This is a genomic window from Phytopseudomonas seleniipraecipitans (assembly GCF_900102335.1).
GTDB lineage: Bacteria > Pseudomonadota > Gammaproteobacteria > Pseudomonadales > Pseudomonadaceae > Aquipseudomonas > Aquipseudomonas seleniipraecipitans.
Window position 1 is genome coordinate 16811 of the sequence record NZ_FNBM01000005.1, and the last position, 25646, is coordinate 42456.

22 protein-coding genes are annotated in these 25646 nt (G+C 62.6%); 7 read left to right on the plus strand and 15 right to left on the minus strand.

The features are described 5' to 3' along the window. Nucleotides 1-9: 9 nt before the first annotated feature. The 3 genes from BLS60_RS12040 (at nt 10) to BLS60_RS12050 (ending at nt 4622) form a co-directional block, all read left to right on the plus strand. Complete coding sequence (locus BLS60_RS12040; RefSeq protein ID WP_092368307.1) at nt 10-1575, plus strand: methyl-accepting chemotaxis protein; 1566 nt, start codon at nt 10-12, stop codon at nt 1573-1575. Nucleotides 1576-1896: 321 nt separating this feature from the next. Continuing rightward, a complete protein-coding gene (locus BLS60_RS12045) occupies nt 1897-3261 on the plus strand; it encodes a glutamine synthetase family protein (protein WP_092368310.1) in 1365 nt (454 codons plus the stop codon). Between the two features lie 56 nt (nt 3262-3317). Further along, entirely contained in the window at nt 3318-4622 is a 1305-nt protein-coding gene (locus BLS60_RS12050; RefSeq protein ID WP_092368312.1) for an NAD(P)/FAD-dependent oxidoreductase, read from the plus strand. Between the two features lie 343 nt (nt 4623-4965). On the opposite strand, the gene BLS60_RS12055 is transcribed toward BLS60_RS12050, so the two are convergent. Continuing rightward, nucleotides 4966-6921: a metallophosphoesterase family protein gene (locus BLS60_RS12055; RefSeq protein WP_092368315.1), complete on the minus strand. Its 1956-nt coding sequence runs from the start codon at nt 6919-6921 to the stop codon at nt 4966-4968. A 96-nt stretch (nt 6922-7017) separates the two neighbouring features. Next, nucleotides 7018-7701 (minus strand): Crp/Fnr family transcriptional regulator, encoded by a 684-nt coding sequence (locus BLS60_RS12060; protein WP_092368318.1) that lies wholly within the window; start codon nt 7699-7701, stop codon nt 7018-7020. Between the two features lie 87 nt (nt 7702-7788). Between BLS60_RS12060 and BLS60_RS12065 the strand changes: the two genes are divergently transcribed. Continuing rightward, on the plus strand, nt 7789-8310 hold the full coding sequence (locus tag BLS60_RS12065) for an Mpo1 family 2-hydroxy fatty acid dioxygenase (protein WP_092368321.1): 522 nt from the start codon (nt 7789-7791) through the stop codon (nt 8308-8310). A gap of 260 nt (nt 8311-8570) precedes the next feature. On the opposite strand, the gene BLS60_RS12070 is transcribed toward BLS60_RS12065, so the two are convergent. The 6 genes from BLS60_RS12070 to oscA all read right to left on the minus strand — a co-directional run bounded on the left by BLS60_RS12070 (nt 8571) and on the right by oscA (nt 13713). Continuing rightward, nucleotides 8571-9329: a sulfite exporter TauE/SafE family protein gene (locus BLS60_RS12070; protein WP_092368324.1), complete on the minus strand. Its 759-nt coding sequence runs from the start codon at nt 9327-9329 to the stop codon at nt 8571-8573. A 133-nt stretch (nt 9330-9462) separates the two neighbouring features. After that, nucleotides 9463-10455 (minus strand): sulfate/molybdate ABC transporter ATP-binding protein, encoded by a 993-nt coding sequence (locus BLS60_RS12075; RefSeq protein WP_092368327.1) that lies wholly within the window; start codon nt 10453-10455, stop codon nt 9463-9465. Nucleotides 10456-10516: 61 nt separating this feature from the next. Then, nucleotides 10517-11383, minus strand: a complete 867-nt coding sequence (cysW, locus tag BLS60_RS12080) for a sulfate ABC transporter permease subunit CysW (protein ID WP_092368330.1) — start codon at nt 11381-11383, stop codon at nt 10517-10519. A 10-nt stretch (nt 11384-11393) separates the two neighbouring features. Continuing rightward, entirely contained in the window at nt 11394-12206 is an 813-nt protein-coding gene (cysT, locus tag BLS60_RS12085; RefSeq protein WP_092368333.1) for a sulfate ABC transporter permease subunit CysT, read from the minus strand. A gap of 162 nt (nt 12207-12368) precedes the next feature. Then, a complete protein-coding gene (locus tag BLS60_RS12090; protein ID WP_092368336.1) occupies nt 12369-13370 on the minus strand; it encodes a sulfate ABC transporter substrate-binding protein in 1002 nt (333 codons plus the stop codon). A 160-nt stretch (nt 13371-13530) separates the two neighbouring features. Next, nucleotides 13531-13713, minus strand: a complete 183-nt coding sequence (oscA, locus tag BLS60_RS12095) for a sulfur starvation response protein OscA (RefSeq protein WP_070881094.1) — start codon at nt 13711-13713, stop codon at nt 13531-13533. A 249-nt stretch (nt 13714-13962) separates the two neighbouring features. Between oscA and BLS60_RS12100 the strand changes: the two genes are divergently transcribed. After that, the gene (locus tag BLS60_RS12100) at nt 13963-14544 is read left to right on the plus strand and encodes an alpha/beta hydrolase (RefSeq protein WP_092368340.1); all 582 of its coding nucleotides are present in this window, start codon (nt 13963-13965) and stop codon (nt 14542-14544) included. 80 nt (nt 14545-14624) lie between these two features. Beyond that, entirely contained in the window at nt 14625-15566 is a 942-nt protein-coding gene (locus BLS60_RS12105; RefSeq protein ID WP_092368343.1) for a sigma 54-interacting transcriptional regulator, read from the plus strand. A 270-nt stretch (nt 15567-15836) separates the two neighbouring features. Here the strand turns inward: BLS60_RS12105 and modC are convergent, their stop codons facing one another. From modC to BLS60_RS12140, 7 genes are all read right to left on the minus strand, one after another. Beyond that, nucleotides 15837-16931, minus strand: coding sequence for a molybdenum ABC transporter ATP-binding protein (modC, locus tag BLS60_RS12110; RefSeq protein WP_092368346.1), 1095 nt, complete (start codon nt 16929-16931; stop codon nt 15837-15839). Next, complete coding sequence (gene modB, locus BLS60_RS12115) at nt 16928-17611, minus strand: molybdate ABC transporter permease subunit (protein ID WP_070881090.1); 684 nt, start codon at nt 17609-17611, stop codon at nt 16928-16930. The genes modC and modB overlap by 4 nt, the downstream gene beginning before the upstream one ends. A 254-nt stretch (nt 17612-17865) precedes the next feature. Beyond that, on the minus strand, nt 17866-18624 hold the full coding sequence (gene modA, locus BLS60_RS12120; protein WP_092368349.1) for a molybdate ABC transporter substrate-binding protein: 759 nt from the start codon (nt 18622-18624) through the stop codon (nt 17866-17868). A gap of 224 nt (nt 18625-18848) precedes the next feature. Then, nucleotides 18849-19709 carry a glycine betaine ABC transporter substrate-binding protein gene (locus BLS60_RS12125; protein WP_092368353.1) on the minus strand — a complete coding sequence of 287 codons (861 nt, stop codon included), beginning with the start codon at nt 19707-19709 and terminating at the stop codon, nt 18849-18851. Between the two features lie 213 nt (nt 19710-19922). Continuing rightward, the gene (locus BLS60_RS12130; RefSeq protein ID WP_092368356.1) at nt 19923-20867 is read right to left on the minus strand and encodes a choline ABC transporter substrate-binding protein; all 945 of its coding nucleotides are present in this window, start codon (nt 20865-20867) and stop codon (nt 19923-19925) included. 42 nt (nt 20868-20909) lie between these two features. Next, complete coding sequence (locus BLS60_RS12135) at nt 20910-21791, minus strand: ABC transporter permease (protein ID WP_070881086.1); 882 nt, start codon at nt 21789-21791, stop codon at nt 20910-20912. A gap of 1 nt (nt 21792) precedes the next feature. Next, nucleotides 21793-22989 carry a quaternary amine ABC transporter ATP-binding protein gene (locus tag BLS60_RS12140; protein WP_092368359.1) on the minus strand — a complete coding sequence of 399 codons (1197 nt, stop codon included), beginning with the start codon at nt 22987-22989 and terminating at the stop codon, nt 21793-21795. 1308 nt (nt 22990-24297) lie between these two features. Between BLS60_RS12140 and gbdR the strand changes: the two genes are divergently transcribed. Beyond that, entirely contained in the window at nt 24298-25398 is a 1101-nt protein-coding gene (gene gbdR, locus BLS60_RS12145; RefSeq protein WP_092368362.1) for a choline metabolism transcriptional regulator GbdR, read from the plus strand. Nucleotides 25399-25646: the final 248 nt, after the last annotated feature.

Here is a 25646-nt window from a genome sequence, read left to right on the forward strand (position 1 = left end):
AGGTTCTCCATGGGTTCTAGTGTTACGCGTGACCGCCTGACAATGGCCCTGCACGTGCTCGGCCTGCTGCTGTTTCTGGTGATTTGGCAGCGGGTGCAGATGCCTGTCTATATCAGCGCAATTGCCGTGCTCGCACTGGCGTTGTGGCCGTGGCTGAGCCTGTGGCGCAGACCCGTGGCACAGGCCGCCGCTGATACGCCGGTAACCTCCCTGGATTCGCTGAGCCAGAGCCTGTCGCAGCACACCTGCCATAACGCCCTGTCGGCAGCCCAGGTGTCATTCACCGTGCAGCAGCTGGCCGTCAGGCTGCAGTCGCAATTGGCGGCGGTCGAGCAGATTGGCGAGGGCGCCCAAGCCGTGACACTCACGGAACAGAGCAATGCCGAGCGTGCCGGCCAGACCCAGGGCGCCGCGCAGACCGTGCGCGCCAGCAGCGCCACCGGCCAGGCGGAGTTGCAGCAGGCGATCAGCCGCATGCAGCAGCTCAGTGCCCAGGCAGCGGCCAGCCACGAGCTGATCGATGGTCTCAGCGCGCGTACCGAGCAGATCGAACAAGTCACTCAGGTCATTCAGTCCATCGCCAGCCAGACCAACCTGCTGGCGCTCAATGCGGCCATCGAAGCCGCCCGCGCCGGCGAGCAGGGGCGCGGCTTTGCGGTAGTCGCCGACGAGGTGCGCAGTTTGGCAGGGCGAACCGCCACCGCCACCGGCGAAGTCGGGCAGATGGTTGCCGATATCCGCCAGCAGAGCGCTGCAGTGGTCAGCCATATCCAGCGCCAGGCCGATGAGCTGCAAGCAGCCGCCCAGCAGATTGAATTCACGGGTGAGCAACTGCGCGGTATCGCTGACCTCGCAGCCGATGTAGATACCCAGGTGACGCAGATCAGCGCCGGCACCGCGAGCAACCACGAACACCTGGCCGAGCTGCTGGTGGCGGTCGAGCAACTGCGCGGCGATGTGCGCAGCAGCGAAGACCAGACCCGCCAGCTCGGCAAGGCCGCCGAGCAACTGGTCGGCCAGGCGGAAAGCGTTAGCGAGCAGCTGGCCAGCGTCGGCCTGGATGATTACCACCAGCGCATCTACGACCTCGCGCTGGAAGGCGCTGCGGCGATTGGTCGACAATTCGAGGCGGATATTGAGGCCGGGCGCATCAGTCAGGCGGATCTGTTCGACCGCCAGTACCAGCCGATTGCCAACAGCTTCCCGGCCAAATTTCGCACACGCTTCGACAGTTACGCCGATGGGGTGCTGCCGACCATCCAGGAGCCGTTGCTCAAGCGCCACGAAGGCCTGGTGTTCGCCATCGCCAGTACACCGGAAGGCTACGTGCCGACTCACAATGAAGCCTTCAATCACCCGCCCACCGGCGACCGCGCCGTGGATACCGTGAAGAGCCGCAGCAAGCGCATGTTCAACGACCGTACCGGCATCCGCTGCGGCAGTCACAAACAGCGCCTGCTGCTACAGACCTACATGCGCGATACCGGCGAGCTGATGCATGACCTGTCGGTGCCGATTCATGTGCAGGGCACGCACTGGGGTGGCCTGCGGCTGGGCTACAAGCCGGAGCCGTGACAGCCCATTGTTTAGCTGACGGCTACCTGAAGGTGCACTAATAGCGATTTAACCTGACTCTTGCCGCGTGCGAGCCTCGCGGCATGTCTATCCCGGTCCGCATGTCCTTTATCGCTCTGCCAGCCCAATGCTTGCGGCTGCGAGCGCCCGAGCCCACGGGGCTGCCGCAGACGCTGGCCTTCTGGGCGCTCTGGCATTGTCGGCATGCCCGCCCACCGGATACGCTTCTCGTCCTTGGCTGAAAACCGTGGCTGCATGACGCAGCCGATCAGTTGACCCGGGCCGCCCAGACGGCTGCCTGAGGCTATTCGAGAAGTCATCATGCCCTTCGCGCCTGTGCAGGACGCCGAGAATTTTCTCGCGCAGAACCCCGATATCGAGCTGTTCGAACTCTTCATCATCGACGCCAACGGCGTGCCGCGCGGCAAGCTGCTGCACCGCGATGAGCTGCTGGCCGTATACCGCAGTGGGCGACCGCTGCCGAGCACCATCCTCGGCCTGAGCATCAACGGTGATGACGTCGAGGACACCGGGCTGGTCTGGGAGGTCGGCGATATCGATTGCCGTGCTTATCCGCTGGCCGGCAGCCTGGCCCGGCTGCCCTGGCGGTTGATTCCCACCGCTGCGGTGCAGGTCAGCATGCACCCGCAGGAAGGCCTGCCGGCTACCGTCGCCGATCCGCGTCACGTGCTGGTTCAGGTCATCGAGCGGCTGCAGGCCGAGGGCTACCACCCGGTGATGGCCTGCGAGCTGGAGTTCTACCTGCTCGATGCCAAGCGCGATAGCCGCGGCAACCCGCAACCGGCTCTGGATGCCGATGGTGGTCGTCCGCGTAGCACCCAGGTTTACGGCCTGCGCGAGCTGGAGCAGATCGAGCCGTTTCTTGCCGACCTGTACGCGGCATGCAAAGCGCAGGGCATTCCCGCGCGCACGGCGATTTCCGAATATGCGCCGGGGCAGGTGGAAATTACGCTGGAGCATGGCGACGCGCTGCAGGCCATGGACCAGGCGGTGCGTTACAAGCGCCTGGTCAAGGGCGTGGCACACCGGCATGGCATGCAGGCGTGTTTTATGGCCAAACCGTTCGATCACCTGGCCGGCACCGGCATGCACATGCACGTCAGCCTGACCGACGCGGCGGGCCGCAACCTGTTTGCCAGCGAGGCGCCCGCCGGCACGCCGCTGCTGCGCCATGCCGTCGGCGGGATGCTCGCCAGCCTGCTCGATTCGTTGTTGATTTTCTGCCCCAATGCCAACTCCTACCGGCGCTTCCAGGCCAACAGTTACGCGCCGCTGGCGCCGACCTGGGGTGTGGATAACCGTACCGTCAGCCTGCGTGTGCCGGGCGGGCCGGCTGAAAGCCGGCATATCGAGCACCGCATCTGCGGCGCGGACGCCAACCCGTATCTGGCGGCTGCAGCGATTCTCGCCGGCATTCACCGTGGCATCCGCGAAGAGCTGGACCCGGGCGAGCCCATCGAAGGCAACGGTTATGCCCAGGCCACCACCTTGCTGCCGACCGACTGGCTGACCTCGTTGTGTGCGCTGCAGGAGTCGACCTGGGCACCCGAGGCACTGGGCACCGAGTTTCTCCATGTGTATCTGGCGATCAAGCGCGAAGAGCACCGCCGCTTCATGGGCGAAGTCGGCGAGCAGGACTGGCGCTGGTACCTCAATCAGGCTTGAACTGCCTGTCTGAACGATCATGTGCGGCACGCGCAGCGTACCGCTAAGGATGTGACATGAGCCTTAACAACGCGACGGCCGCCGAGCGCAGCCCGTCCTATTACAGCGCGACCATCGACCAGGACAGCGACTACCCGAGCGTGCAGGGTGAGGTACGGGTCGATGTGGCGATCATCGGCGGCGGCTTCACCGGCGTGGCCACGGCGGTGGAACTGGCCGAGCGTGGCTTCAAGGTTGCCGTGGTGGAGGCCAACCGCATCGGTTGGGGCGCCAGCGGGCGCAATGGCGGGCAGGTCACGGGCAGCCTGTCCGGCGACACGGCAATGACCAAGCAGATGCGCAAGCGCCTGGGCGATGAGGTTGATGACTTCATCTGGAACCTGCGCTGGCGCGGTCACAGCATCATCGAGCAGCGGGTACAGCGCTACGGCATCGCCTGCGACCTCAAGCACGGCCACCTGCATGCGGCGATGAAGCCGGCGCATCTGAATGAGCTACGCGCCTCCTACGACGAGGCGCTGAGCCGCGGCATGGAAGCCGATGTGACCCTGCTGGATGCAGCCGGCGTGCGTGCCCACCTGGCCAGCGATCTGTATCTCGGCGCGTTGAAGAACACCCGCAATCTGCACCTGCACCCACTCAACCTGTGCCTGGGCGAAGCGCGGGCGGCGCACAGCCTTGGCGCGCTGATCTTCGAACGCTCGCCGGTGCTGGAGATCGTGCATGGCGATACGCCGACACTGGTGACGGCCGAGGGGCGGGTGGTCGCCAATCAGGTGCTGCTGGCCGGCGACGTGTACCACAAGCTGGAGCCGGAAAAGCTCAAGGGCCTGATTTTTCCGGCGATGGGCGGCATCGTCACCACCGCGCCGTTGGGCGAGCTGGCGGCGCAGATCAACCCCCACGATCTCGCCGTGTACGACTGCCGATTCGTGCTCGATTATTACCGCCTGACCGCCGACGGGCGCCTGCTGTTCGGCGGCGGTGCCAACTACTCGGGACGCGACTCGCGGGATATCGCCGCCGAGCTGCGGCCCGGCATCGAGCGCACCTTCCCGAGCCTGAAAGACGTGCCCATTGAGTTTCAGTGGAGCTGCGCCATGGGCATCGTCGTCAACCGCATTCCGCAGTTGGGCAAGCTGTCGCCCAACGTCTGGTACTGCCAGGGTTATTCCGGCCACGGCATCGCCACCAGCCACGTGATGGGCGAGATCATGGCCGAAGCCATGAGCGGCGAGCTGTCACGCTTCGAGACCTTTGCCGGCTGCTCGCACATCAAAGTGCCGATGGGCGATGTACTCGGCAACCCGATGCTGGCGCTGGGGATGTGGTACTACCAACTGCTGGAAAAGCTGCGCTAAGCGGGAACAGATTCAGCGCACTATTGGGTAGACGTGGCTCCCTCGCGTCTAGCCGTGGCCTCGAAGCAGAATTGCATGATGGCCGCAATCGTTTCGCGCCGAGGGCGGCGCTCCTACAGAACGCGTGGGACTCGCACACCGCCTAGGAGCCGCGACCCCGCGGCGAATGGTGGCCTTGGCGCGGATTTGCGGGATGGCCGCAATCGTTTCGCGCCGAGGGCGGCGCTCCTACAGAACGCGTGGGACTCGCACACCGTGTAGGAGCCGCGACCCCGCGGCGAATGGTGGCCTTTGCGCGGATTTGTGGGATGGCCGCAATCGTTTCACGCCGAGGGCGACGCACCTACGCGCGCTTGGGCGCTTCGTTTGGCTCCGCGACTTCATCACGATCATCGATGAATTCGGTGCGCGGCGAGCCGTCGGCGTTGAGCTGGAACACCCGGCTGGGTTGGCCCTCGGTGTTGAACAGCACCTGTCCGAGGCCGGCGGAATTCCACAGCCGTTCGCCAGCCTTGCTGTGTTTGGGAATGTGCGGGAACACCTGCATGCGGCGGCGTTTGGTCAGCCAGTTGAGCGGCGACCAGGGCGCGTACAGCCAGCGGTTGAGGCGGTCGAACAGGTTCAGCAGGCGCTCCGGGAATTCGTTTTTCACGCCGCTACTGGTGATCTGCCAGATGGTCGGACCATTGCGTCGTTGACGTACCTTGACCTCATAGAAGAACGAGTAGTGCACGTCGCCGGAGAGCACCACGTAGTCCCGCGGCGTACGCGAGTGGCGGAAGATGTTCATCATCACGCTGGCGGCGCCGCGGTGGGCCATCCAGTTTTCCGCATCGACCATCAGCGGGTGGCCGGCCCAGCTGAATACGCGCTGCACCGCTTCGATCAGCTTGACGCCGAACATCGGTGCCGGCGAGACGATGATCGCCGAGGGATGGTCGAGTAGATCTTGCTGGAATTCGCTCAGCGCTTCCCAGTCGAGCAGCCCGGAAGGCCGCTTGATATTGCGCTCGCTGCGCCAGCGCCGGGTGCGCGTGTCGAGCACCAGCAGCGCCGGTTTGCTGGGCAGCACGTAGTGCCACTGCTGGAACTTCATCAGCTCGTCGATCAGCCGATCCTGGGCCGGGCTGCCGAAGCCGCGCTCCCTGGCTTGTTCGCACAAGGCGCTGGTATTGGCCAGCGGCTCGGCAAAGGCGTCCGGGTTGTTGCCCCAGCCCTGGCACAGCAGGTAGCCGATCAGTGCGTTGCCGATGATGCGCTTGGAAAAGGGATGGCCGTAGGCGGTCTCTTCCCACTGCGCGGAGAGGTTCCAGTCATCGGTGATGTCGTGATCGTCGAAGATCATCAGGTTCGGCAGGTGCGCCAGAACGCGAGCCACCCCGCCAAGGCTGTCAACGAACGCGGCGATGCTGGCGCGCTCGCGGTCATAGCGTTCGGCATCGTCAGCGCTCAGCTGCGGTGCCTCGCTGTCGAGCAGCGTCCAGGGCGTGGGCGACCATACCAGGAGGTACATAGCCAGCACTTCGGCCAGGGTCACCAGGTGGTTGTCGGCGTTGCTGCTGGTAAAAATGGGCTTCTCGGTGCCACCGAAAAAGCGCTCGCGCAGCGTCTCGTTGCTCTTTAGCGCCGGTAGCAGGTCGGCGCGGTGGTAATAGCTGGCCGGGTGGTCGTAAAGGTCGGCGCTGTCCTCGATCACCGCGCCGTCGAGTTTCTCGTGGTACAGGCCCAGGCGCTCGATCAGCTGGTGAACGGCGCGCAGCATCGGCCCGGCGACGTCGTCGACATAAACCTGATCGCCGCTGTGCAGCAGCACCGCAGGCCGCTCCTTGGCTGTGTGGGGGGTTGCCAGCAGACGGTCGGCGCACAACAGGCCATCATTGGACGGGTGGTGCGGCTTGCGGCAGGAGCCGTGCAGCAGGTGGTCGATACGCGAGCGCAGCACGAAGTTGGGCTGCGTGGCGCCGTCGTACAGCAAGTGCGTGGCCCACTCGGCGATACCGTGATGGTCGTCGACCAGCAGGTCGTAGGCGATCAGCTCGTCCTGCGGCAGCGGGGCGTCGAGGTGCAGGTCGATCAGGTGGATGACCGCGTGCTTGCCGATCATCAGGCGCTGGCAGGCATCGTCACCGAGCGGGTAGTCACGGCTCGCCTGGCCGGCTGGCGCCAGGCGCAGGGTCAATTGCAGGTCGCGGCTGCCTACCAGCCACAACACCAGACGGCCGGGTTCGAGGCGGCGCAGGATCGGGCCGGCGAGTACGGCAGGCAGGTCGGTAGAATCGTGACGGTCTGGTAATGGCATCCGTGGTCGCTTTTCGCCGAGCTGGGATCAGCTGGCCTGTTTCAGGAATGAATAGGAGCCCGGCCCTTGGCTAATGGTTCGCTTGTCACACAATCTTCATGTTGATCGCGCTGCCTGGCGAAGGCCGTCCAGGTCGATAATCTCGATCTCGCCGTAGGTCAGTCGCACGATGCCGCGGGCCTGCAGATCCTTGAGCACGCCGTTGGCGGTTTGCCGGGAGATGGCCAGCATCGCCGCCAGTTGCTCCTGCGCCAGGTGAATGATGCGCCGCGGGCCCTGGGTTTCGCCATAGTCTTCGGCAATCAGCAGCAAACGCCGGGCCAGACGTTGCGGGGCCGGCAGCAGGCTCATCTCTTCCAGGGCGATAAATGCCAGGCGCACCTTGTGGGCCATCAGCAGGGCGATGTCGCGCCAGTACACCGGGTGGGCGTCGAGCAGGCTCAACAGACCGGCCTGCGGCACGTGCAGCAACGTGCTGGTGCCTTCGGCGAGGGCATCGTGGGTGCGCGGCTGGCCGTCGAACAGGGCGATCTCGCCGAACCAGTGCGGCGCTTCCACCAGGACCAGCAGCGCCTCCTTGCCCTGAGCGTCCACCGTGCCAACGCGCATGGCGCCGGCCAGCACGGCGTACAGGCCACTCGGCGCATCGCCGCGGCTGAACAGGCGCTGGCCGGCGTCCAGGTGCAAATGCCGGCCTTGCGCCACCAGCGCCTGTTGTAACGCATGCGGCAGTGCGGCGAACCATTGGCCCTGAAGCAGAGCGGCGTGCAGATCGGTCATGAATGTTCCGGTTTGTCGGCTAGCTGACAGTGCTGGCGAGATAGCCGCGCCATTATGCGGCGACCTGCAGCCAAGAGGATAACAACAATGAAAACCCTGGTGGATCACCTCGCCCAGTACGCGGCCTACCACCGCGACCGGCGCAATATCGTCACCCATTTCGTCGGCATCCCCATGATCGTGCTGGCGGTTACCGTGTTGCTGTCGCGCCCCGGCTTTTCGCTGGCCGGGCTGTGGCTGTCGCCTGCCTTGGCGGTGGCTCTGGTGACGACACTGTTCTACCTGCGCCTGGATTTTCGCTTCGGCGTGGTGATGGGGGCGCTGCTGGGCCTCTGCGTGTGGTTCGGCGCCGGCCTGGCGGTTGGCGGCACCGCGCTGTGGTTGAGCGCAGGGCTGGGGTTGTTCGTGGTGGGCTGGATCATCCAGTTCGTCGGGCACTTCTACGAGGGCCGCAAGCCGGCGTTTGTCGACGACATCATGGGGCTGATGGTCGGGCCGTTGTTCGTGGTCGCCGAGGCTGCTTTTCTGCTCGGTTTGCGCCAGGAGGTCGAACATGAGGTGGTGCAGCGCGCCGGGCCGACCTGCATTCGCGAACGCAAGACGGCGTGATGTGTTGATCGTTCCTCACGCTCCGCGTGGGAATGCCTCCAAGGACGCTCCGCGTCCGCTGTTGCGGGCAACACGGCGCAGGGCGCCTGAGCCTTAGCTACCACGCTGGAGCGTGGGAGCCATCATCTCGGCTTGATTAGCCCGTAGGGTGGACAACGCTCCTTTTGTCCACCATCGCGATGGTGGTGCGGTGGACGGATCGGGCCGCGCAGGCAAGCGTCGTCCACCCTACAAGGGGCCGCTTTCGTACATTGCAGCCTCTAGAACCCGCCGCGCAATGCCAGGTCGGCACCGAGCAGCAATAGGCCGATAAAGAACCAGCGCTTAAAGCGTTCCGGGCTGATACGGCGGCGCAGCCATTGGCCGCCAGCCATGCCCAGCAGGGCTGGCAGCAGTGCCAGAGCGGACATGCCAAGCACCGCTGGTTGCAGCAGTTCGCCGCTGTGGCCGAGGCTCAGAGCCAAGGCAATGGTCGACACGCTGAAGGAAATCCCCAGGGCTTGCACCAGATCGTCTTTTTCCAGGCCGATGGCCTGCAGATAAGGCACTGCCGGGATCACGAACACCCCGGTCACGGCGGTGATCGCTCCGGTGATGGCGCCGATAATCGGACCCAGCCAGCTTTCCCGGGTCGGTTGCACCGTGAAGCGCACCGAGGCCAGCCCCAGCAGCGCATAGACAATCAGTGCCAGGCCCAGCCAGCGTGTGGCGTTCGGCAGCTGTTCGCCCTGCAGGTAGAAGCTGATCGCCAGGGTGCCGAGCATGATGCCCAGCAGCAGTGGCCACAGCCGGCGCATCATCGGTAGCGGGCTGCGGCCGTCGCAGAGCTGCCAGATGTTGGTGACCATCGATGGGATGATCAGCAGCGCCGCTGCCTGCATCGGCGTCATCACCAGACCCAGCATGCCGACGGCGATGGTCGGCAGGCCAAGGCCGACCACGCCCTTGACCATGCCGGCGAGCAGGAAGGTCAGGAGAATCAGCGGCAGGTAGCTGACGAGGCCGTCGAAGGTGAGCATGGGCAAGCGTCCATCGGAAGAAGGCCTCTATGGTAGGTGAAGGCGCTCAAAAAAACGCCGTGCCCCAATAGGGCACGGCGTTTTCATTACACGTCTGGCGCAGAGCGCAAGGAGCGACTCTTAGCCGTTTTGCTCAGCTCGCGGTGGTCACCGGCTTGCCGCCCTTGGGCTTGAAGTACAAGGTGGCGCCGCGGCTGAGGTTGTCCAGGCTGAGGTGATCCTTGGCCACTTCGGCTTCGATCAGTTCGTCCTGGCCGTCGACCTTCAGGGTGATGCGGGTGATGGCGCCGAGTAGGCGGATGTCACGCACTTCGCCGGCCTGGTGGCCTTCCACGGCTTCGGTAGACAGGTGCACTTCGTGGGGGCGGAACAGCACATGGTGGTCGTCACCGACGTACAGGCGGTTGGCGTCACCGAGGAAGTGGTACACGAAGTCGCTGGCCGGCTTCTCGTAGACCTCGGCCGGCGAGCCGATTTGCTCGACCACGCCCTTGTTCATCACCACGATGCGGTCGGCCACTTCCATGGCTTCTTCCTGGTCATGGGTCACGAACACGCTGGTCAGGTGCACCTCTTCATGCAGGCGCGCCAGCCAGCGACGCAGCTCTTTACGCACCTTGGCGTCGAGGGCGCCGAAGGGTTCGTCGAGCAGCAGCACCTTGGGCTCCACCGCCAGGGCGCGGGCCAGGGCGATACGCTGGCGCTGGCCACCGGACAGTTGCTCGGGGTAACGGTCAGAGAGCCAGTCGAGCTGCACCAGGTCCAGGAGGTCATGGACCTTTTTCTTGATCACGTTCTCGTTGGGTCTTTCGCCCTTGGGCTTCATGCGCAGGCCGAAGGCGACGTTGTCGAACACGGTCATGTGGCGGAACAAGGCGTAGTGCTGGAACACGAAGCCGACCTTGCGATCACGCACGTCGTGCTCGGAAACGTCTTCACCGTGGAACACGATGCTGCCGGTGTCAGGCACTTCCAGGCCGGCGATGATGCGCAGCAAGGTGGTCTTGCCGCAGCCGGACGGGCCGAGCAGGGCCACCAGCTCACCGCTGTTGATGTTCAGGTTGATGTCGTTGAGCGCCTTGAACTGGCCAAAGTGCTTGTTGATGCCTTGAACTTGAATACTCATGAGTTACACCTGTCGTTCTGTCTGGCCGGTTCGCGCAAGAGCGCGCCGCCGGCGGAATGATTCAATCGTCCTGATTCGACTTGAGCTGCCGGCTCAAGCGCGCTTCGCTCCATTGGCGAAGCAGCAACACGAACAGGGCCATGATCAGCAACAGGATGGCCACGCTGAACGCGGCGACGATGTTGTATTCGTTGTAGAGAATCTCGATGTGCAGTGGCAGCGTGTTGGTGTAACCGCGGATATGTCCGGAGACCACCGACACCGCGCCAAACTCACCCATCGCCCGCGCCGTGCAGAGCACCACGCCGTAGACCAGCGCCCATTTTACGTTAGGCAGCGTGACATGCCAGAACATCTGCCAGCCATTGGCACCAAGCAGGCGTGCGGCCTCTTCTTCGGTGGTGCCCTGTTCCTCCATCAGCGGGATCAGCTCGCGCGCGACGAAGGGAAAGGTGACGAAGATAGTCGCCAGCACGATGCCCGGTACGGCGTAGATGATCTGCAGGTTCTGATCCTGCAGGTACGGCGCCAGCTTGCTCTGCGCGCCGAACAGCAGTACGTAGATCAGGCCGGCGACCACAGGCGATACCGAGAACGGCATGTCGATCAAGGTGACCAGCACGCTCTTGCCGCGGAACTCGAACTTGGTCACCGACCAGGCCGCCGCGACCCCGAACACCAGGTTCAGCGGTACGGAAATGGCCGTGGCTAGCAGGGTCAGCTTGAGCGCGGAAATGGCGTCCGGCTCGCGGATCGCCTCCCAGAAAAACTCCAGCCCACGGCTCAGGCCCTGGGTGACGACGATGTACAGCGGCAGCACGAGAATCACCGCAAACACCGCCCAGGCGATGACGATCAGGGTGATGGCGCCGGGGGAGCGGCGTACCGGGCGCGCAGCCGCGTTCTTGCTAAGGGTTGCAAGGCTCATGACGGGCTCCTCAGATTTGCGGCTGGATGCGGCGCTGCAGCAGGTTGATCAGCAGCAGCAGGATGAACGAGACCACCAGCATCAGCACGCCAATGGCGGTGGCGCTCGGGTAGTCGTACTGATCCAGCTTGGAGACGATCAACAGCGGCAGAATCTCGGTCTTCATCGGAATGTTGCCGGCGATGAACACCACGGAGCCATACTCACCGACACCACGGGCGAAGGCCAGGGCGAAGCCGGTGATCCAGGCAGGCAGCAGGCTGGGCAGCAGCACGTGCCAGAACACCTGTAGCGGTTTGGCGCCCAGGCAGGAGGCCGCTTCTTCGACTTCCTTGGGGAAATCGGCGAGTACCGGCTGCAGGGTGCGCACCACGAACGGTAGGGTCACGAACACCAGCGCCAGGGTGATGCCCAGCGGGGTGTAGGCGATCTTGAAGGGGAACAGCGAGCCGATCAGGCCGTTGGGCGCGTACAGCGCGGTCAGGGCGATGCCGGCGACCGCAGTGGGCAGGGCGAACGGCATGTCGACCATGGCATCGATGATGCGCCGGCCGGGAAAGGTGTAGCGCACCAGCACCCAGGCGATGATGGTGCCGAGAATGCCATTGAGCAGCGCCGCCGCCAGGGCTGTGCCGAAGGAAAGCTTGAGGGAGAACAGCACCTGGCGGTTGGTGATCAGGTTCCACCACTGCTCCAGCGACAGCTGCAGCGAAAACAGGAACATGGCGCCCAGCGGTATCAGCACCACCAACGCGAGGTAGGTCAGGGTGTAGCCCAGAGTCAGCCCGAAGCCGGGTATGACCGAGGAGGTTCGACGAGACATAAGACGTCCTTTGCGAGGGGCGGCGATCAGGCGCTGGGAACCCCGGGTGTCGCTGCGCGCGACCCAGGCTACGCACGCTAGGTGAGCGCGATTTCGTAGCCTGGATCAGTGGCGCGGGTATGGGCTTGGAGCCAGTTCAATCAACCGGGCGACAGGCTTCGGCTACTGATTGATCTTCTTGAAGATGTCGTCGAACACGCCGCCGTCGTCGAAGTACTTGGGCTGTGCGGAGACCCAGCCACCAAAGTCCTTGTCGATGGTGACCAGTTCCAGGTTCTTGAATTGATCCTTGAACTCGGCAGCCACTTCGGCGTTACGCGGGCGGTAGAAGTTCTTCGCGGCGATGCGCTGGCCTTCTTCGCTGTACAGGTACTGCAGGTAGGCTTCGGCGGCCTTGCGGGTACCTTTGCGGTCGACGTTCTTGTCGACCACGGCTACCGGCGGCTCGGCAAGAATGGACAGCGACGGGGTGACGATTTCCAGTTGGTCGCCGCCTTCTTCAGCCAGCGACAGGTAGGCTTCGTTTTCCCAAGCCAGGAGCACGTCACCCAGACCACGCTGGACGAAGCTGATGGTCGCACCGCGAGCACCGGTGTCGAGCACTGGCGCGTGACGGTATAGCTCGGTCACGTATTCCAGGGCTTTCTCGTCGCTGCCGTATTTCTTCTTGGCAAAGGCCCAGGCAGCCAGGAAATTCCAGCGCGCGCCGCCCGAGGTTTTCGGGTTCGGGGTGATGATTTCCACGCCATCCTTGACCAGGTCATCCCAATCCTTGATGCCTTTCGGGTTGCCCTTGCGAACCAGGAACACGATGGTCGAGGTGTACGGGGTGCTGTTGTCGGCCAGGCGTTTCTGCCAGTCCTTGTCGATCAGCGGCTGGTTCAGGTTGATCGCATCAATGTCGCCGGAAAGCGCCAGGGTCACCACGTCGGCTTGCAGGCCGTCGATAACGGCACGTGCCTGTTTGCCCGAGCCACCATGAGACTGCTGGATGGTCAGGGCTTCGTTGCCTTGTTCCTGCCAGTGCTTGTTGAAGGCCTTGTTGAATTCGACGTACAGCTCACGGGTCGGGTCGTAGGACACGTTGAGCAGGGTCTGGGCGGCGACGGGGCCGGAAACCAGTGCGCTGGCGAGCGCAGCGAGGGCGAAACGGCGAATGGACATGGTGCAGCTCCTGAATAGCGTTGGATTCTTGTGTTGGCGGCAGGTGTTAGGAAGATCAGCAGCGCATTCGCGGGCGACAGCTGCAGTACCGGGTATGCGTGTTCATGGCGATAGGTCTCATGGTCACGCCCTCCGGTTGTCCAGTCGGGCTTGAAGAGGGTCAGTTGGTCTTGGCAGTCGGTGGTTGCAGGCGGAATTTTTCCTTGCGCTCGATCTGCACCACCTGGCCGTTGTGCACGGTGATTTCCACCGAGCCGAACTTCAGGCCATTCAGGGCGCTCTGGATTTCGCGCAGGATGGTGGCGTCATCCTGGCCTTCAAGATTGCGAAGGGTTGCGGTCATGGTTTGGCTCCTTGCCCTCTTGCTGGGTGCGACGGCTGTCGGCGGGGCGTGGAGCGGATAGTAGGTGAACTTTAAATATTCTTAAAAATACTGTTTAAGAACATTTATATTCGTTATTGATATATGCCAGGCTGGCGCCAGAATCGGCTCGGCATTGCTATTTTTGCATAAGCAAATAATTTCTTATTCTTTTTGAGTTGGTCAACTGCCTCTTACACTGCCCGTCATGCAGAGAGAGGAGGCGCCGTGATGCGCAGTGAAGCGATTCGATACCTGATCGTTCCCGGCTGGCAGGGCTCGGCCGATGACCATTGGCAGAGCCACTGGCAGCGCAGCTTGCCCAACAGTGCGCGAGTCGAGCAGCTGGACTGGCTGACGCCGCGTCGCAAAGATTGGGTCGCGGCCCTGGAGCGGCAGATCGCTGCTGATCCGCGCCCGGCAATTCTCATTGCTCACAGCCTGGGTTGCGTCACGGTCGCGCACTGGGCGGCCCAGGCACCGGTGGCATCGCTGCGACGAGTCCAGGGCGCGTTACTGGTGGCGCCCGCTGACGTGCAGCGGCCGAACTGCCCCGAGGCGCTGCGCAATTTCGCACCGATTCCTCGGCATCTGCTGCCGTTCCCCAGCCAGCTGGTGGGCTCCGACAACGATTCGGCAGCCAGTGCTGCACGGGCCATCGAACTGGCCCGTGAGTGGGGTAGCGAGGCTGCGATCCTCAGCGGTGCCGGGCATATCAATGTGAAATCCGGGCACCAGCGCTGGGAGCAGGGTTTCGCCTACCTGTTTCGCCTGCAGAGCCGTATTGAGCAGCAACTGCGTCGGCGGGCCTGAGCAGTGCGACCTTTCCACGTCCGCGCGTAAGCCTACTTATCCACAAGCCCTATGCGGCCAGACATCAAAGAGAGTGTGTTATGAGCTCATTGGCTGGCGATCCGTCGCTGCTGACCTTTCCTGACGCGGACAAGAGCGCGCTGAGCATTCGCGCCAAGGCGCTGGTGTTCATCGATCCGCGCACCCGCCAGTTGCGCGATGACGTCGAGCGTCTGGCCGGCCTGCCTGTCGCGATTCTGATTCGGGGTGAAACCGGCACCGGCAAAGAGCTGCTGGCGCGCCACATCCACCGCGCCAGTGAGCGCCCCGGCCTGTTCGTGGCGCTCAGCTGCAGCGGTTTGAGTTTCAACCACGCCGAGGCCGAACTGTTCGGCTACGTGGCGGGCGCTCATCAGGGCGCACCAAGCAGCCGCGCTGGCTGGCTGGGGTCGGCCAATGGCGGCACCCTGTACCTCGACGAGATCGCCGACCTGCCGCTGCCCATGCAGACGCAATTGCTCAGCGTGCTGGAGACCGGTGAGGCCTGGCGCGTTGGCGCCGCGCAGCCGACGCCGCTGGATGTGCGCCTGGTGGCCGCTACCAGTATCGACCTGTGGCAAGCCGTGGCGGTCGGCAAGTTCGATGAACGCCTGGCTCATTACCTGAGTGACGGGCGCGTTGAGCTGCCGCCGCTGCGTGAGCGGGTCGGCGACGTACTGCCGTTGGCCGAGTACTTTCTGGGTATCTACGCCCAGCGCCTGCGCTTGCCGTTGCCGGGCATCAGCCTGGCCGCCCAGGCGGTGCTCGAACGGCATGACTGGCCGGGCAACACCCGCGAACTGGAGAACGTGGTGCACTTCGCGCTGCTGGTTTGCGGCGCCGACGAGATCGACGCGCAACACCTGAACCTGTCGGCAGCATCACCGCTGAAACGCGTCGAGCACGCGCTCGATCAGTTGATCGATGACGGCGATGCGCCCCAGCTCGCCGCCCTGCGTGAATTGCTCAGGCGTGCCGAGGCGCGGGTATTGGCCGCTTCGTAAGCATCTTCAACGGCGGAACCTGAGATACTTTCCCGGGTTTCGCTGCGCTCTACCCAGGCTACGGAATGTGGGCCTGGGCCGTGGTCATCATCCATGATGAGGCGTTTACCCAAGTTATGGGCTGTGGGGTTTTCGTAGGGTGGGTTCAGGCGCTTCTTACGCTGGCGGGCACGACGCGTGCTCGGTTGCGGCGTAACCCACCATGGGCGCTGGCGCAGTTTTGCAGCCTGGGTTGAGCAAAGCGATACCCAGGTTTTCAACGGCCTACCCCTATGACGCCAGCAGCGACACCGATTTGACCTGCGCCCACAGCGGCTGCCCTGCGTGAATGCCCAGCTGGTCGAACGAATAGCGGGTGATGCGCGCAATGATGCGCTGCTCGCCCAGCTGCAGTTCGACCAGACGGTGTGCCGGATTAGGCAGCTCGAACCAGTGCTCGACCGTGGCTGGCAGCAGGTTGAGCACGCTGCTGTCGCGGGCCTGTTGCAGGCTCAGGCTGACGTCTCGGGCTTTGATCTTGATCCGCACCTGGCGCCCTTCCGGCAACGGCGCGTGGGCCAGGCGCAGGCAGGCGGAGCTGCCGGCCAGGCTGATGTCGAGCAGGTCGTACTGCGTATCATGACGCTCCACGCGGCCTTCGATCACCGCCTCGGCATCGTCTTCAAAGATGAACGGCAGGTCGCTGCGTAATAGCGTTTGCTGAAGCGGCCCGCTGGCCGTCACCTTGCCTTCGTCGAGCACCACCAGGTGGTCGGCGAGGCGCGCCACTTCGTCCGGCGCGTGGCTGACGTAGAGAATCGGGATATCCAGCTCGTCATGCAGGCGCTCCAGATAAGGCAGCACCTCGCCCTTGCGCTTGAGATCCAGCGCCGCCAGCGGCTCATCCATCAACAGCAGGCGCGGGCTGGTGAGCAGGGCGCGGGCCATGCCGACGCGCTGGCGCTCACCGCCGGAGAGATGCTCCGGCAGGCGCTCCAGCAAGTGCTCGATACCGAGCAGTTCGACCGCCTGTTCGAAAGGCACGCGCCGCTGCGCCTTGGCGATACGTTTGAAACCGAACTCGAGGTTGCGCCGCACCGACAGGTGAGGGAACAGGTTGGCGTCCTGAAACACGTAGCCGACCGGGCGCTGGTGGGCCGGGAGCCAGATGCCGTTGGCGCTGTCCTGCCAGGATTCGCCGTTGACCTGTAGAACCCCGCTGCCAGGTCGCTCCAGCCCGGCGACGCAGCGCAGCAGGGTGGTCTTGCCCGAGCCTGAGTGGCCGAACAGCGCGCTGACGCCACGGCCGGGCAACTGCAGGTCGACATCCAGGGTAAAACCGGGGTGCGCCAGACTGAAGCGGGCGTGGATCTGCGTGCCACTCATGTCCAGGCCCTCTGGCTGCGGCGGCCGCTGGAATAGAGCGCCAGCAGCACCAGGAAGGAGAACGCCACCATGCCACCGGCCAGCCAGTGAGCCTGCGCGTATTCCATGGTTTCCACGTGGTTGTAGATCTGCACCGAGGCCACCTGAGTTTTGCCGGGGATGTTGCCGCCGATCATCAACACCACCCCGAACTCACCTACGGTGTGGGCGAAACCGAGGATCGAGGCGGTAACGAAGCCCGGCTTGGCCAGTGGCAGCACCACGTTGAAGAACGTATCCCAGGGCCCTGCGCGTAGCGTCGCCGCAGCTTCCAGCGGCGCACGGCCAATGGCTTCGAAGGCATTCTGCAAGGGTTGCACCACGAACGGCAGGGAATAGAACACCGAGCCGATCAGCAGTCCGGCGAAGGTGAAGGTCAGGGTACCCAGGCCGAGACTCTGGGTCAGTTGGCCGAAGAAACCGTTGGGCCCCATGCTGATCAGCAGGTAGAAGCCTATCACCGTCGGTGGCAGCACCAGCGGCAAGGCGACGATGGCGCCGATTGGTCGCTTCAGCCAGGAATCGGTACGCGACAGCCACCAGGCGATGGGCGTGCCGACTAGCAGCAACAGCAACGTGGTCAGTGTGGCCAGCTCCAGGGTGAGGAGGATGGCGGCGAAATCGTTGGGGCCCAGGGGCATGCAATGGCCTTTAAGCTGTGGTGGACGGTAAAGCGCCGGAGCCGGCTGCTGATCTTCCGACTAAGGCGCCGGCATTTCAAATCGATTGCTGCACAAAGGCGAGAGCAGCCGTCGTAGGGTGGACGACGCCTCATCCGTCCACCGCTCTGCGATTGCAATGGTGGATGAAAAGAGCGTCATCCACCCTACGGCTGCTCTCGCCTTATAGCAGCCTGACCCTTTGCATCAGCCTGCCAGCGGTCGTTACAGGCCATTTAAAGCTGGTAGCCGTAAGCCTTGATGATTTCGGCGGCTTTCGGCCCCTTCAGGTAATCGACCAGCGCCTTGGCCGCTGGGTTGTCCGCGCCTTTCTTGAGGATCAGCGCGTCCTGGCTGATCGGCTGGTACATCGTTTCGGGCACGACCCAAGCCGAACCACTGGTGATCTGACCGTCCTTGTACACCTGAGAAAGCGCCACGAAACCCAACTCGGCATTGCCGGTGGAAACGAACTGCAGCGCCTGGGTGATGTTCTGACCTTCGACGATCCGGCCTTTGAGGCGGTTGCTCAGGCCCAATTTTTCCAGCGTCTGGGTCGCAGCCAGGCCGTAGGGCGCCGCCTTCGGGTTAGCAATGGCCAAGTGTTTGAAATCACCGTGCTCGAGCACTGCGCCGCTGTCATCGACAACGCCCGGTTTTGGCGACCACAGCACCAGCTTGCCGATGGCGTATGTGAAGCGTGATCCGTTCACGGCCTGGCCTTGCGTCTCGAGCTTGGCGGGCGTGCTGTCGTCGGCGGAAAGGAAAACCTCGTAGGGCGCGCCATTGCTGATCTGTGCATAGAACTGCCCGGTAGCCCCGTAGGACGCCTGCACGCTGTGCCCGGTGTCTTCTTCGAACGCGGCGGCGATGGCCTTCATCGGCGCGGTGAAGTTAGCCGCGACGGCGACCTGCACCTGATCGGCAAACGCGTTACCGGCGACTGCCAGGGCAGTGCAGACGATGAAAAGCTGCCGAGCGAGGCGGGTGATCATGAGCGACTCCTGTAGGTACTCGCCGCGAACACGGCCACATGCGATAACGCTATATACAAAAATATACGGCGGTAGGGAAGTGAAACCGCTAATGCGCGTGGTATGCACTGCTCAGGCAGCATGAAGAAAACGAATACTTTGCGGCGCCAGTCTTTCTGCGCGGCCATAAAAAATGCCAGTCAGATCACCTGACTGGCATTCGAGAGGCGGTGCTTAACGGTGGCTTATTTCAGCCACTCGGCAACGCGATCCGGGTTCTTGGCGATCCACTGCTTGGCCGCTTCCTCCGGCTTCACGCCGTCACGAATCGACAGCATGACCGCGCCCACTTCTTCGGCGCTCCACGACAGCTTCTTGAGGAAGGCCACGGCGTCTGGCGCCTTGGCTTCGAGGCCTGGATTGGCCACGGTGTCGACGTGCTCGGCTTCACCGAAGACGTTTTTCGGGTCTTCCAGGAAGCGCAGTTTCCATTGTGCAAACATCCAGTGCGGGATCCAGCCGGTCACCACGATTGGCTTCTTGGCCTTCTCGGCGCGGGTCAGGGCGGTGGCCATGGCCGGGCCCGAGCTCGGCATCAGCTTGATGCTCTTCAAGTCATATTCTTTGATGGCTTCTTCGGCGCGACGCATCACGCCGGCGCCGGCGTCGATGCCGGTGATCTTGCCGTCGAAGTCCTTGGCGTATTTCTCCAGGTCAGCGATGGTCTTGGCTTCTACGTATTCCGGCACGATCAGACCGATCTTGGCGCCATCGTAGTTGGTGCCCAGGACGGTGACTTTGTCCTTGAGCTTCTCGAAATATTCGCCGTGGGTGGCTGGCAGCCAGGCAGAGAGGGTGGCGTCGAGGTCGCCGCGAGCCAGGCCTTGCCACATGATGGCGGGTTCTACCGGCTGCAGAGTGACGTCGTAACCGAGTTTGGTCTTGAGGATTTCGCCCGCTACGTGGGTCACGGCGACACTGTCGTCCCAACCGTTTACGTAGCCGATCTTCAAGGCGGGCTTATCGGCGGCCATGGCGCTGGACATGCCCATCGCCAGGGCTGCGACACCGAGGCTCTGCAGGCAGAGGCGTTTAAAGTTATGCATAGGTCTTGCTCCGTCAGTGAGTGGCAGTTCAGTTGGTTTACTGGCTCGTTCTGATCGCGGGCCTTGCGGCACCGGCTGTGCAGAGCAGGGCATGGCCCTGGTGAAACCGGGCGCATGGGAGGCGTGCCTCCCAGCTGACAGGTTGCGCAGTGTGCGCCACCTGTCTGTACCTGACCCGGCGTGTAAAGGCCGGATCACAGTGAGTGCGGGCTGTTAAAGCCCGACGAATTTCTTCACGGCAGCAACGCCGTCTTTGCCGTCGAAGGTGGTCACGCCTTCCAGCCAGGCATCGAGCGCCTGCGGGTTAGCCTTGATCCACTCCTTGGCCACGTCGGCTGGGTCCTTCTTCTCCAACACTTTTTCCATCAACTGGCTTTCGATATCGACGTTGAATTGCAGGTTGTTCAGCAGCTTGCCGACGTTGGCGCAGCGTTCTTCGTAATCTGGCGGTACCACGGTATAGACCTTGGCGGCGCCGTAATCCGGGCCGAATACATCGTCACCGCCAGACAGGTAGGTGATGTCCTGCTGAGTGTTCATTGGGTGTGGTGCCCAGCCGAGGAAAACCACTGGCTCTTTCTTGCGGATTGCGCGCTGTACCTGCACCAGCATGCCGGCCTCGCTGGACTCGACCATCTTGAAATCGCCGAGGTCGAAGGTGTTGTCCTTGATCATGCCGTCGATCAACAGATTGCCGTCGTTACCCGGCTCGATACCGTAGATCTTGCTACCCAGCTGATCCTTGAACTTGGCGATGTCCTGGAAGCTTTTCAGACCTGCTTCAGCGGCGTAGGTCGGTACTGCCAGGGTGTACTTGGCACCTTCCAGGTTGGCCTTGGGCAGTACCTTGACGCTGTTGTCCTTGGTGAACGGCTCGATCACCGAGTCCATGGATGGCGCCCAGTAACCAAGGAACACGTCGATCTGCTTGTTCTTCACGCCGGTGAAGGCGATCGGCACCGAAGCCATGGTCTTGCGCGGCTGGTAGCCGAGGCCTTCAGTCAGGGTCATGGCCACGCCGGTGGTCGCTGCAATATCGGCCCAGCCGATTTCAGCGAAACGCACCTGCTTGCAGCTCGACGGCTCCTGAGCCCACGCGCCTTGCATCAACGCGCAGGACAACAAACCGACCCCTGCCGCTTTGTAAAAGTTGTTCATCCGGGGATCCTTGTAGAATTGAAAGAACGTTGAGTATGCCCGCTACTGACGTTGCAGGCGTGCACTCAGCCAGTTCAACCAACCGGCACGATTGGCCGCAGTGCGCGGCGTGCCGAAGCTTTCGGTGATGCGGTCGAGAATGATCGCCAGCAGCACCACGGCCATACCGCTTTCGAAGCCCAGGCCGATGTCCAGGCGCTGGATACTGGCCAACACGTCGTTACCCAGGCCGCCTGCGCCGACCATCGAGGCGATGATCACCATCGACAGGGCCATCATGATGGTCTGGTTGACGCCGGCCATGATCGACGGCATGGCGTTAGGCAGCTGCACCTTGAACAGCAGCTGACGACCGTTGCAACCGAACGACTGGCCGGCCTCGACGATTTCCTTGTTGACCTGGCGAATGCCCAGGCTGGTCAGGCGTACCGCCGGCGGCATGGCGAAGATCACCGTGGCGATGATGCCGGGCACGCGACCGAGGCCGAACAGCATGGCCGCGGGAATCAGGTAGACGAATGCCGGCATGGTCTGCATGAAGTCCAGAATCGGCCGGATGATGGTCGATACGCGCTCGCTCTTGGCGGCCCAGATCCCCAATGGGATGCCCATCAACAAGCTGATCAGGGTGGCCGAGAAGGTCAGGCCGAGGGTGACGACGGTCTGTTCCCAGAAGCCGGTCATGACGATCAGCACGAAGGCGATGGCAGTGAACACGGCGAAGCGGAAGCCGATGCGCCACAGGCCGAGGGCCACGAAAATGGCGATCAGCAGCCAGGCCGGGGGCAGCATGAGTACTGCCTCGATGCCCTCGGAAAAGCCGCTGACCACGCTGCCGATGCTGTCGAAGGCACCGCTGTAGTTATCCAGCAGGTGTTGCACCGAGTCGTTGACCCAGCTGCCGAGATCCAGTTTCTCGCTCATGTTATTCTCCCTGCAGACGAGTCAGAAGGCGGCCTTTGCTGATGGCGCCACTGTAATTGCCGTCCTGGTCGACTACCGGGATCGGACCCTCGTTGTCCACCAGGCGACCGATCACCTGATCGAGCGGCATGTTCTCGGGAACCGGATTGATTTCCTTGAGCACAGCCTGGTTCAGGGAGCAGGATTCGCCACCTTCGACCAACAGGGCGATCTTCTCCAGGCTGATCGAGCCCTGGAACTTGTTGTCTTCGTCGACGATGAAGGCGTAGTGTTTATCCTGCTCCTGCAGCTCACGGCAAACGGTCTGTGCATCAGGCGCTTTGCCGTTGTGCACGTAGATCGGCACGCTGTCGGACTTGAGCTGGCCAGCGGTCAGATAGCGGCTGGTATCGACCGTGTCGAAGAAGTTACGCACATATTCATTGGCAGGATTGTCGATAAGCTCCTGCGGCGTGCCGACCTGGATGAGCTTGCCGCCCTCCATGATGCCGATGCGGTTGCCGATGCGCATGGCCTCTTCGATATCGTGAGACACGAAGATGATGGTGCGGCGGTCGGTCTTCTGCAGCTCAAGGAGGATATCCTGCATCTCACGGCGCTTGAGCGGGTCGAGGGCCGAGAAGGCTTCATCCATGATGATCATCGACGGGTCGACGGCCAAGGCGCGAGCCAGGCCGACGCGCTGCTGCATGCCGCCCGAGAGCTCGTGAGGGAATTTGCTGGCGAAGGTGTCCAGACCAACCTGGGTGAGGACCTGCATGGCGCGTTCTTCGCGTTCCTTACGACCCTTGCCGGCCACTTCGAGACCGAAGGCGGCGTTGTCCAGCACGGTGCGCGACGGCATCAGTGCAAAAGACTGGAAGACCATGCTCATGTCGCGGCGACGCAGCTCGATGAGTTGATCCTTGGGCAGCTTGGCGACGTTCTGCCCGTCGATGAAGACGTCTCCGGCGGTCGGCTCGACCAGCCGGTTTATCAGGCGGATGAGGGTGGATTTACCCGAGCCGGAGAGGCCCATCAGCACAAAAATTTCACCCTCTTCGACGCTGAACGAGACGTCGCTGACGCCAATGACAGCGCCTTTCTCGGCGAGGATTCGGTCCTTGCTCCAGCCCTGCTTGAGCAGGTCGATGGCTTCTTGCGGCTTGTCGCCGAACACCTTGTAGAGGTTTTCGACGACGATTTTTCCAGACTGCATGGGATGGTTCCCCTTCAGTAAACATCCAGAGCAGCTACACGCGGCTTGCCGAGCGCCCACCGGGCGTTCGTCAGGCGATGTCGACTGTTCTTGCTTGTGGGTATATACACGGTTCCGAGGTTTGGACAGCGTTCTGCTGCATGGCGTTCTGCTGGCACTCGTGCACGCTACCGACGCCCTGCCATGGCTGCGAGCAGCCTTCGGCATTGCCTGGGTACGTAGTCGAATGAAACTTGCCTTGCCGTGTTGCAAACTGCTTTCCAAACCCTCTGGCAGTGTTACGAAGCCCAGTCCTTTGGGAATTCACATCTCATCCGAGATGCGCGTACATCCGAAATTTCTTGTTGGACTGGCGCCCAGTTGCGGTAGCCAGCACTTATCTGTTCTTCGGTCCGGAGCGGAGGGCTCCGGTCTGCCGCTCTGGTCAAGAGGGGCAGCGACGAAATCGGCTGACTCAACGATATAGTCTTGCGGTCGTGGCAATTATCGAATTGCGACCCTGACGTGTTGGGCGACGACACAAAAGCCATCACCTAAAAAACCTTAACAGATTTTTTCTACCCTTGGCTAAGGCTACAAGCCAGGAACGGCGCGGTTCTCAGCTTTTTTGTCAGCGTCAGGCTAGGTGAGCCGGGGGCTGCAGCGAATTTGAAAAAATCGTATGTAAGGCTGTCGGTAGCGGTAAATCTTCGCAAAAAATGCACCGCTTCGGTGTTATCCGCGTGCTGATTGCAATGATTGGCAGCAGCGGGTTAGAACCGAATGCGCCCTGGTTAGCCAAGCGACGTCTATTGACCTGCGCTGCCAGGCGTTCGGCAAACGCCAAGGTGATTTGCGTGATGCTCGATCGGGCCGACCCGAACGGAGCAATGACCGTCTCGATTCCACTGACGCACTTGCTGGCGTGAGCGTTTTTTGACCAGCGGGCTGCTTGCCCGCCAGCTTTTGGTGCAGGCTGATCGATGGCCGAAACGCCGCCTTCGTGACCGGTCGGTCACATTTCTCGTTACTGCCGTCAGGTAACCATTCTGATCGTGCGGGAACAGCGTCTCGCAACAGTGCTACCAAAATGCTCAAGCCCTTGTGGCATGGCACTTTGCACCTATTTCGGCGGCACTGATGCAGAGCGACGGATTGCCGTCACCGGGGCGTTCCAGGCTATCCCTGGTTTTTATTGAATGACCGTTCAATGTCGGCATGACCTTTGCGTTGTATAGGCCATCTGCCTGACTTGCATATACCGCGAATACAAGAAAATCAGAGCCTCGCGATGAAGGCTCACAACGTGCTTAGCGTGAGGGTTCACCCATGTCACAGTTCAATCAGGATGCGCAGCTGCAGAGTCGTGTTCCACATTCCATCGGGTTTCTCCTGCTGGACAGTTTCACGCTGATCTCCCTGGCGTCGGCTGTGGAGCCGCTGCGCATGGCTAACCAGCTCTCCGGCAAGGAGCTGTATCGCTGGCATACCCTCACCCTCAATGGCCTGCCGGTGATTGCCAGCGATGGTCTGCAGATCACCCCGGATGCCAGCTCCGCTAACGCGCCACCCCTGAGCGCGGTAGTCGTCTGCGGCGGCGTGGACATTCAGCGCAGCGTCACCCGTGAGCATGTGCAGTGGCTGCAGGGGCAGGCGCGCCATGGTCGGCAGATGGGCGCGGTGTGCACCGGCAGTTGGGCGCTGGCCAAGGCCGGCTTGCTGGATGGCTACGATTGCAGTGTGCACTGGGAGTTTCTTGCTGCGATGCAGGAAGCCTTCCCCCGCGCTGCCATTACTACCCGGCTGTTCTCCATCGATCGCAACCGCAATACCTCGTCGGGCGGCACCGCGCCAATGGACATGATGCTGCACCTGATCGGCCGCGAGCATGGCCGGGAGCTGGCTGCCGCGATTTCTGAAATGTTCGTCTACGAGCGCATCCGCAACGAGCAGGATCACCAGCGCGTGCCGCTCAAGCACATGCTGGGCACCAACCAGCCAAAGCTGCAGGAAATAGTCGCGCTGATGGAGGCCAACCTTGAGGAGCCTATCGACCTCGACCAGCTGGCGCTCTACGTCGATGTGTCGCGCCGTCAGCTGGAACGGCTGTTCCAGAAGTACCTGCATTGTTCGCCGTCGCGCTATTACCTCAAGCTGCGCCTGATTCGCGCCCGCCAGTTGCTCAAGCAAACCTCGATGTCGATCATCGAAGTGGCCTCGGTCTGCGGCTTCGTTTCGACACCGCACTTCTCCAAGTGTTATCGCGAGTATTTTGGCATTCCGCCGCGCGACGAGCGGGCTGGCAACTCGTCCAATGTGGTGTCTCTCGTACCGATCCGAGACGACCTGATGCAAGAGTCGTCATCCGCGATGTCGGCGCTAAGCCGCGCGCAGGGCGAGTCGACGTTTGCCAGTGTGCGTATCGTCTGACGCTGTTTACGGAGGTGGCCCTGTCGCCACCGTCCGCCCGTGAATTAGCAGTGGTCAAGAACTAACCAGCCCTGCGAGATGCCCATTGCATCTCGCCTCCAGTGCGTGTCCAACAGCTTATCCACAGTTACGCACACAGTATTTGTGCGCAAGCTATTGGTGTGGATAAGACCACCGCATTTTTCCGCAAAATTGTTTGGAAGGCCCTGTGACGGGCATCTCGCCGAATTAGTGGCGAGCGCGCTGGG

What these genes read in the sequence shown, in the direction of transcription:
- BLS60_RS12040 (WP_092368307.1), top strand. Translation starts at nt 10, where the DNA reads ATGGGTTCTAGTGTTACGCGTGACCGCCTGACAATGGCCCTGCACGTG.
- BLS60_RS12045 (WP_092368310.1), top strand. Translation starts at nt 1,897, where the DNA reads ATGCCCTTCGCGCCTGTGCAGGACGCCGAGAATTTTCTCGCGCAGAAC.
- BLS60_RS12050 (WP_092368312.1), top strand. Translation starts at nt 3,318, where the DNA reads ATGAGCCTTAACAACGCGACGGCCGCCGAGCGCAGCCCGTCCTATTAC.
- BLS60_RS12055 (WP_092368315.1), bottom strand. Translation starts at nt 6,921, where the DNA reads ATGCCATTACCAGACCGTCACGATTCTACCGACCTGCCTGCCGTACTC.
- BLS60_RS12060 (WP_092368318.1), bottom strand. Translation starts at nt 7,701, where the DNA reads ATGACCGATCTGCACGCCGCTCTGCTTCAGGGCCAATGGTTCGCCGCA.
- BLS60_RS12065 (WP_092368321.1), top strand. Translation starts at nt 7,789, where the DNA reads ATGAAAACCCTGGTGGATCACCTCGCCCAGTACGCGGCCTACCACCGC.
- BLS60_RS12070 (WP_092368324.1), bottom strand. Translation starts at nt 9,329, where the DNA reads ATGCTCACCTTCGACGGCCTCGTCAGCTACCTGCCGCTGATTCTCCTG.
- BLS60_RS12075 (WP_092368327.1), bottom strand. Translation starts at nt 10,455, where the DNA reads ATGAGTATTCAAGTTCAAGGCATCAACAAGCACTTTGGCCAGTTCAAG.
- cysW (WP_092368330.1), bottom strand. Translation starts at nt 11,383, where the DNA reads ATGAGCCTTGCAACCCTTAGCAAGAACGCGGCTGCGCGCCCGGTACGC.
- cysT (WP_092368333.1), bottom strand. Translation starts at nt 12,206, where the DNA reads ATGTCTCGTCGAACCTCCTCGGTCATACCCGGCTTCGGGCTGACTCTG.
- BLS60_RS12090 (WP_092368336.1), bottom strand. Translation starts at nt 13,370, where the DNA reads ATGTCCATTCGCCGTTTCGCCCTCGCTGCGCTCGCCAGCGCACTGGTT.
- oscA (WP_070881094.1), bottom strand. Translation starts at nt 13,713, where the DNA reads ATGACCGCAACCCTTCGCAATCTTGAAGGCCAGGATGACGCCACCATC.
- BLS60_RS12100 (WP_092368340.1), top strand. Translation starts at nt 13,963, where the DNA reads ATGCGCAGTGAAGCGATTCGATACCTGATCGTTCCCGGCTGGCAGGGC.
- BLS60_RS12105 (WP_092368343.1), top strand. Translation starts at nt 14,625, where the DNA reads ATGAGCTCATTGGCTGGCGATCCGTCGCTGCTGACCTTTCCTGACGCG.
- modC (WP_092368346.1), bottom strand. Translation starts at nt 16,931, where the DNA reads ATGAGTGGCACGCAGATCCACGCCCGCTTCAGTCTGGCGCACCCCGGT.
- modB (WP_070881090.1), bottom strand. Translation starts at nt 17,611, where the DNA reads ATGCCCCTGGGCCCCAACGATTTCGCCGCCATCCTCCTCACCCTGGAG.
- modA (WP_092368349.1), bottom strand. Translation starts at nt 18,624, where the DNA reads ATGATCACCCGCCTCGCTCGGCAGCTTTTCATCGTCTGCACTGCCCTG.
- BLS60_RS12125 (WP_092368353.1), bottom strand. Translation starts at nt 19,709, where the DNA reads ATGCATAACTTTAAACGCCTCTGCCTGCAGAGCCTCGGTGTCGCAGCC.
- BLS60_RS12130 (WP_092368356.1), bottom strand. Translation starts at nt 20,867, where the DNA reads ATGAACAACTTTTACAAAGCGGCAGGGGTCGGTTTGTTGTCCTGCGCG.
- BLS60_RS12135 (WP_070881086.1), bottom strand. Translation starts at nt 21,791, where the DNA reads ATGAGCGAGAAACTGGATCTCGGCAGCTGGGTCAACGACTCGGTGCAA.
- BLS60_RS12140 (WP_092368359.1), bottom strand. Translation starts at nt 22,989, where the DNA reads ATGCAGTCTGGAAAAATCGTCGTCGAAAACCTCTACAAGGTGTTCGGC.
- gbdR (WP_092368362.1), top strand. Translation starts at nt 24,298, where the DNA reads ATGTCACAGTTCAATCAGGATGCGCAGCTGCAGAGTCGTGTTCCACAT.